At 69.1% G+C, this 6,453-nt stretch carries 7 protein-coding genes; 5 read left to right on the top strand and 2 right to left on the bottom strand.

Annotated features, from left to right (window positions below):
• The 3 genes from CCN39_RS35735 to CCN39_RS35725 all read left to right on the top strand — a co-directional run.
• Nucleotides 1-717, top strand: a 717-nt coding sequence (locus CCN39_RS35735) for an N-acetylglucosamine-6-phosphate deacetylase (protein WP_143264273.1), incomplete at its 5' end; no start/stop codon positions are given.
• A gap of 24 nt (nt 718-741) precedes the next feature.
• Nucleotides 742-1,104, top strand: coding sequence for a hypothetical protein (locus tag CCN39_RS35730; RefSeq protein ID WP_086849614.1), 363 nt, complete (start codon nt 742-744; stop codon nt 1,102-1,104).
• Nucleotides 1,105-1,149: 45 nt separating this feature from the next.
• Nucleotides 1,150-1,848: a DedA family protein gene (locus CCN39_RS35725; RefSeq protein ID WP_086849612.1), complete on the top strand. Its 699-nt coding sequence runs from the start codon at nt 1,150-1,152 to the stop codon at nt 1,846-1,848.
• A gap of 102 nt (nt 1,849-1,950) precedes the next feature.
• On the opposite strand, the gene CCN39_RS35720 is transcribed toward CCN39_RS35725, so the two are convergent.
• Together CCN39_RS35720 and CCN39_RS35715 are read right to left on the bottom strand one after the other, a co-directional pair.
• On the bottom strand, nt 1,951-3,342 hold the full coding sequence (locus tag CCN39_RS35720) for an FAD-binding oxidoreductase (protein ID WP_167455278.1): 1,392 nt from the start codon (nt 3,340-3,342) through the stop codon (nt 1,951-1,953).
• 73 nt (nt 3,343-3,415) lie between these two features.
• Nucleotides 3,416-3,835 (bottom strand): PPOX class F420-dependent oxidoreductase, encoded by a 420-nt coding sequence (locus CCN39_RS35715; protein WP_086849610.1) that lies wholly within the window; start codon nt 3,833-3,835, stop codon nt 3,416-3,418.
• 187 nt (nt 3,836-4,022) lie between these two features.
• Here CCN39_RS35715 and CCN39_RS35710 point away from each other — a divergent pair, with 187 nt between their 5' ends.
• Both CCN39_RS35710 and CCN39_RS35705 read left to right on the top strand, forming a co-directional pair.
• Nucleotides 4,023-4,553 (top strand): MarR family winged helix-turn-helix transcriptional regulator, encoded by a 531-nt coding sequence (locus CCN39_RS35710; RefSeq protein ID WP_086849607.1) that lies wholly within the window; start codon nt 4,023-4,025, stop codon nt 4,551-4,553.
• Nucleotides 4,550-6,453, top strand: a 1,904-nt coding sequence (locus CCN39_RS35705; RefSeq protein ID WP_143264272.1) for an MDR family MFS transporter, incomplete at its 3' end; no start/stop codon positions are given. The genes CCN39_RS35710 and CCN39_RS35705, both read left to right, overlap by 4 nt.

Here is a 6,453-nt window from a genome sequence, read left to right as displayed (position 1 = left end):
GTCGAAAAGCTGCTGCGCGCGGGCCAGGGCGCGATCCGGATGGTCACCATCGCCCCCGAGCTGCACGGCGGCGTGAAGGCCGTCCGGCAGCTGGCCGAGTCCGGCGTCATCGCCGCGATCGGGCACACCGACGGCGTCGAGGAGCAGCTGCTGCCCGCGATCGACGCGGGCGCGACGGTGGCGACCCACCTGTTCAACGGCATGCGGCCGCTGCACCACCGCGAGCCCGGCCCGGTCGGCGCGCTGCTGGACGACGAGCGCATCACGATCGAGCTCATCTGCGACCTGGTCCACCTGCACCCGACCGTGGTCCGCCTGGCGGCGCGGCACGCGGGCCGCAACCGGACGGTCCTCATCACCGACGCGATGTCGGCCACGGACGCGGCGGACGGCCGCTACACGCTGGGCCGTCTCGAGGTCGACGTGCACGACGGTGTCGCCACGCTCGCCGACAACGGTTCGCTGGCCGGCAGCACCCTGACGATGGACACCGCCTTCCGCAATCTGGTCCGGGGTGCGAAACTCGGCATTCTCGACGCGGTGCACGCGACGTCGCAGCGGCCGGCGGAGCTGCTCGGCATCGCGAACCACACCGGGATGCTGTGCGCCGGTTACCAGGCCGACATCGTGGTCCTCGACCAGGACCTGCGGCCGGCGAAGGTGCTGCGCCGGGGAGAATGGGTCGCCGAGGTGGGAACGGCTACCTTGAGTACGTAGGTTTCTGCGAGCGGACGGGCGGAGATGAGCGAGCCGAAGGACCCCGAGCAGTTGCTGGCGGACGCCCTTCGCGCGCAAGCCGTCTTCGCCCCGCAGGTGTCGCCGCCGGCTTCGCCCGCGGCTCCGGCCGAGCCGGCCACCGAGGCGGTCCCGACCAGCGCGATCAACGAGCTGCCATCGGCGTACGGGCTGCTCTCGGGCGCCAGCGCGGACTCGCTGGAGCGGGAGCGCGCGGCCCTGGACGCGGAGGCGCCGACGACGTTCGCCCCGCGGCCGCCGGAGCCGGTGCGCCAGGCCGCCCAGCTCCCGGCGTACTGGATCTTGATGCTGGCGGTGCTGCTGGGGCTCGCCGCGGGGTCCGTGGTCGGCCTGCTGACGCTGGTCTGACCGGGTCTCAGTCACGACTCAGGGTGACCCTGTACCGTTTTCGAGGTGATTCTCGCCCAGAGCACGGTCAACACGATGTCGCTGCTGCCGTCATGGCTGGACCCGAACGTCCTCCTGGACGGCGTGGCCGGTCCCGCCGTCGCGGTGCTGTGCCTCGTCATCTTCATCGAGAGCAGCATCTTCCCGGTGCTGCCCGGTGACTCGCTGCTCTTCACGGCGGGCCTGCTCATCGCGGGCGGCAAGCTGTACCCGTTGTGGCTGACCTGCGTGCTCGTGACCGTCTCGGCGTTGCTGGGCAACGTGGCCGGGTACTACATCGGCTACTTCGCGGGGCCGAAGCTGTTCAACCGGCCCGACTCGAAGTTCTTCAAGCGGGAACACGTCGAAAAGACGCATGCGTTCCTGGAGAAGCACGGGCCGAAGGCGGTCGTGCTGGCCCGGTTCGTGCCGTTCGTCCGGACCTTCATCACCTGGATCGCCGGCATCGGCCGGATGAGCCCCAAGACCTACTTCACCTACACGGTGCTCGGCGGCATCCTGTGGGCCGCGGGCATCACGGTGCTCGGCTACCTCCTCGGCGACATCCCCTTCATCGGCAAGAACATCGACGCGATCTTCGTCCTGATCGTGCTGATCTCGGTGGTCCCGATCGTGCTCGAGTACCTCAAGTCGCGCCGGGAGAAGAAGGCCGTCGCGGAGACCGATCCCGAGGTCACCCAGCGCATTCCCCGCGTCCGGGACTGAGCCGCCGAACCTGCGTCCGGGACCGAGCCGCCCGAAACTGTCGGACCCTCGCGGTAACGTGAAAACAGGGGTCCCCCGGGCGGGGACCCCTGCGGGCGCGGCTCAGGTCATCGAGAACATCGAGCCCGGGTTGAACAGGTTCTCCGGGTCCAGGGCCCGCTTGATCTGCTGGTGCACCCGCAGCCCCACCGGCCCGATCTCGCGCGCCAGCCACTCCCGCTTGATCTTCCCGACCCCGTGCTCCCCGGTCACCGTGCCGCCCAGTGCGAGCCCGACCTCGAGGATCTCGTCGAACGCCCGCTGCGCCCGCTCGAACTCGTCCGGGTCGTCCGGCTGGTAGACGATCGTCGGGTGCATGTTGCCGTCGCCGGCGTGGCCGACCACCGCGATCCGCAGCCCCACCTCGGAACTGATCTTCTCGCAGCCGCGGATCAGCTCCGCGATGCGCGTCCGCGGCACGCACACGTCGTCGGTCAGCCACAGGCCGTACGTCTCCAGCGCCGTCAGGACCACGCGGCGGGCCTGCAGCAGCATCCGGCCTTCCTCGAGGTCCTCCGTCGTGTACGCCAGGTCCGCACCGCAGTCCACGCAGATCTGCTCCAGCGCGGCCAGCTCGCGGCGGGCCACCTCGCCGCCCGCGTCCGACTGGCCGAGCAACAGGGCCTGGCAGTTCGACCCCGCTCCGAGGTCGGTCTTCAGGTACGCCTCCGACGCCTTGATCGACGACGCGTCCATGATCTCCAGCAACGACGGCACGAGACCCTCGCGAACCACCCGCGCCACGGCCTCCCCGGCCGCTTCCGTCGTGCTGAAGCCCGCGACGAGCGTGGCCGGGGCCTGGGGCAGCGGCTTGAGCTGGACCGTGGCCTGCGTGATCACACCGAGCGTGCCCTCGCTGCCCACGAACAGCCGGGCCAGGTCGTAGCCCGCGACCCCCTTCACCGTGCGGCGGCCGGTCTTCAGCAGTGACCCGTCGGCCAGGACGACCTCCAGGCCGAGCACCGAGTCCGTCGTCACGCCGTACTTCACGCAGCAGAGGCCGCCCGCGTTGGTCGACAGGTTGCCGCCGATCGTGCACCAGTCGTAACTCGACGGGTCCGGTGGGTAGAACAGCCCGTGCTTCTCCACGGCGTTGCGGAAGTCCAGGTTGACCACGCCCGGCTGCACGACCGCCAGCCGGTTGCCCGCGTCGATCTCGACGATCTCGTTCAGCTTGGTCAGCGCCAGCGTGACGCAGCCGTCGATGGCGTTCGCGGCGCCGGACAGCCCGCTGCCCGCTCCGCGCGGGACGATCGGCACCTTCGCCTCGGCGCACGCCTTGACGACGGCCTGCACCTCCGCCGTGTTCGCGGGCAGCACCACGGCGAGCGGCGTGCCCGACGGCGCCAGCGGCATCATGTCGCGCGCATAGGAAGCCGTGACGTCGGAGTCGGTGAGCACGGCGCTCTTGCCGAGCAGGTCCCGGAGCCGGGTGACCAAAGCTTCGTCGCTCATGGCCTCATCGTAAGCCCGGACAGTCCGCAGTGCGGAAATCTTCTTTCGAAACCAGCCGTAACGGAGCAGTGCGTCAGCGGACCAGCCCCAGCAGCTTGTCGACGTGCACCGTCAGCAGCACCCGCTGGTCGGTGACCATCGCCTCGCGGTACTCGGCCCAGTCCGGGTGCTCGCCCGACACGCGCCGGTAGTAGTCGACCAGCGCCTCCACCGTGTCGTCGTCCGGCGCCGCGGCCGGTGCCGTGAGCGAAGCCCGGCCCTCGACGACGACGTAGCTCCAGCCGTCCTCGCTGCTCACGTGGAAGGTCACCCGGGGGTCGCGGCGCATGTTCTTCGTCTTCGCGCGGGTCTCGGTGATCGACGCGATGAGGGTGCCCGCGTCGTACAGGTAGGTGATCGTGGACAGCTGCGGCCGGCCGTCGCGGCGAATCGTCGCCAGGACGCCGTGGTGGCGGGCGGCGAGGAAGTCCTTCAGCGCTGTGTCGTCGGTCATGCACTTTCCAACCCGCCGCGGGCGCCGTTGTTCCGGCCGCAGTCCGGAGGAATCTTGCTTGCATACGGCAACTAAAGTGTGTTCTGCCACATCACGAGGTACTCCGCTTGCATAACCGCTAGTAAGAGCACATCCTTGCCTGAGGCAACTAGTTGCAGCCGCCAACCAACGCCTTGAAGGATCAACCATGGCACCGAACCACTCCGCCACCCGGCCCACGGCCGAGCTGGACCTCGCCGACCAGCTGGGGCACGAGCTCGTCCGCCTGGTCCGGCTGATCAACAAGGCGAAGTCGCAGGTCTCCAAGCAGGGGCCGGACGGCATCGAGCGGGCGGCGTACGCGATCCTCTTCACCCTCATCCACGAGGGCCCGCAGCGCACCAGCAAGCTGGCCGAGTCGCTCCACTCCGAGATCTCCACGATCAGCAGGCAGTCGAGCTCGCTCGTGCAGCACGGGCTGGTCGAGCGCCAGGCCGACCCGGAAGACGGGCGTGCCTGCCTGCTCGCGCCGACGAGCGAGGGCATGCGGGTGTTCGAAGAGAACCGCAAGCAGCGCAACCAATGGCTGGCCGAGGTGCTCGGGGACTGGACCGACGGGGACATCCAGACCCTGAACCGCCTCTTCGGCCGGCTCAACACAGGTATCGAGAACCACTCTCCACAGCTGGCCGACGCCCACGCGTCCGCCGGTGCACCGGCCAAGGGGGCCAACGCATGAGTTCCACCACCGAAGCAGTCGCCCAGCCCGAGGTGGGTCAACCACCCCGGCTGAGCCACCGCCAGATCGTCACGATCCTGAGCGGCCTGATGTGCGGCATGTTCCTGGCCGCGCTCGACCAGACGATCGTCGGTACCTCGATCGTCAAGATCGCCAACGACCTGCACGGCTTCGACCTGCAGGCCTGGGCGACCACGGCGTACCTGATCACTTCGACGATCGTCACGCCGATCTACGGCAAGCTGTCCGACATCTACGGCCGCAAGCCGTTCTACCTCGCCGCGATCACGATCTTCGTCGCCGGTTCGCTGGCCTCGGCCTTCGCGCAGTCGATGTACCAGCTGGCCGCGTTCCGCGCGGTGCAGGGCCTCGGCGCCGGCGGCCTGATGTCGCTGGCCATGACCATCCTCGGCGACATCGTGCCGCCGCGTGAGCGGGCCAAGTACCAGGGCTACATCCTCGCGGTGTTCGGCCTGTCCACCGTGCTGGGCCCGGTGCTGGGCGGCTTCTTCGCCGGCATCGAGCACGCCGGCAGCATCTTCGGCTACGACATCCACGGCTGGCGCTGGGTCTTCCTGATCAACGTCCCGATCGGCATCCTCGCGCTGTTCGTCGTCGCCCGCGTGCTGAACGTGCCGCACATCCCGCAGAAGCACAAGATCGACTGGTGGGGCGCCCTCGCCCTGGTCGTCGCGGTCGTGCCGTTCCTGATCGTCGCCGAGCAGGGCCAGAAGTGGGGCTGGGGCGACGGCAAGTCGATCCTCTGCTACGTCGTCGGCGGCGTCGGCGTGATCGCGTTCATCGCGGTCGAACGGTGGATGAAGGACGCCGCGCTGATCCCGCTGCGGCTGTTCAAGAACTCGACGTTCACCGTGGCGATCATCGGCGGTGTCATCGTCGGTGTGGCGATGTTCGGCGCGATCACCATGATCCCGCAGTTCATGCAGGTCGTGCAGGGCTACACGCCGACCGAATCCGGGCTGCTGATGCTACCGCTGATGGCGGGCATCATGATCAGCTCGATCGTCTCCGGGCGGATCACCGGCAAGACCGGTCGCTACAAGGTCTTCCCGATCGTGGGCACCCTCATGATCGCGGCCGGTGCGTTCTTCTTCGCGCAGGTCGAATACGACTCGCCGGTGTGGCACCCGCTGGTCGCGGCCGCCATCATCGGCCTCGGCCTCGGCCAGTGCATGCAGACGCTGATCATCGCGGTGCAGAACGCGGGCCCGCGCAGTGACATGGGCGTCTCGACCGCGTCGGCGACGTTCTTCCGCCAGATCGGTGGTACCGCCGGTGTCGCGATCTTCCTGACGGTCCTGTTCAACACGCTGATGCCGAACATCACGAAGGCGTTCGGCGGGCAGCTGCCGGCCGGCGCCGGCGCGAGCGTCGGCAACCTGTCCGAGAACACCAGCGTGATCCAGTCCCTGCCGGAGGCGATCAAGACGCCGATCCTGATCGGCTTCACCGACTCGATCACCACGGTGTTCTACATCGCGGGTGCGGTGGCCCTGCTGGCCACGGTGGTCCTCCTGTTCATGAAGGAGATCCCGCTGACCAACGCGGCCCCGGCCGCGGCGGCCATGGAGGGCGGCGAGGCGCTGCTCGAAGACCACGCCGACGAGCCCACCGAGATCGTCGAGCCGGTGCGTCCGGTCGACCGTGAACCCGCGCTCGTTGGCGGCGGAAAACACGCGCTGAGCACCAACGGGCACGGCGACTACCAGGCCGTTTCGGGTGCGCTGCCGATCACGAACTCGGTCGGCCAGGCCGAGCTCGACACCCCCGTCGACGCGGGCGGCCTGCCGGTGACCGGCCACGTCCGGCGCCAGGACGGCAGCCACGTCTCGGGCGCCGCGCTGACCCTGATCGACCAGCGCGGCGCCCGAGACGTGGC

Source organism: Amycolatopsis kentuckyensis (assembly GCF_002155975.1).
GTDB classification, from domain to species: domain Bacteria; phylum Actinomycetota; class Actinomycetes; order Mycobacteriales; family Pseudonocardiaceae; genus Amycolatopsis; species Amycolatopsis kentuckyensis.
Note: the sequence above shows the minus strand (reverse complement) of the source record. Positions and strands in the feature narration are given on the sequence as shown.

Bases quoted from the DNA above. Each gene is read 5' to 3' on its own strand.
- CCN39_RS35730 (WP_086849614.1), top strand. From the start codon at position 742: ATGAGCGAGCCGAAGGACCCCGAGCAGTTGCTGGCGGACGCCCTTCGC.
- CCN39_RS35720 (WP_167455278.1), bottom strand. From the start codon at position 3,342: ATGAGCGACGAAGCTTTGGTCACCCGGCTCCGGGACCTGCTCGGCAAG.
- CCN39_RS35715 (WP_086849610.1), bottom strand. From the start codon at position 3,835: ATGACCGACGACACAGCGCTGAAGGACTTCCTCGCCGCCCGCCACCAC.
- CCN39_RS35710 (WP_086849607.1), top strand. From the start codon at position 4,023: ATGGCACCGAACCACTCCGCCACCCGGCCCACGGCCGAGCTGGACCTC.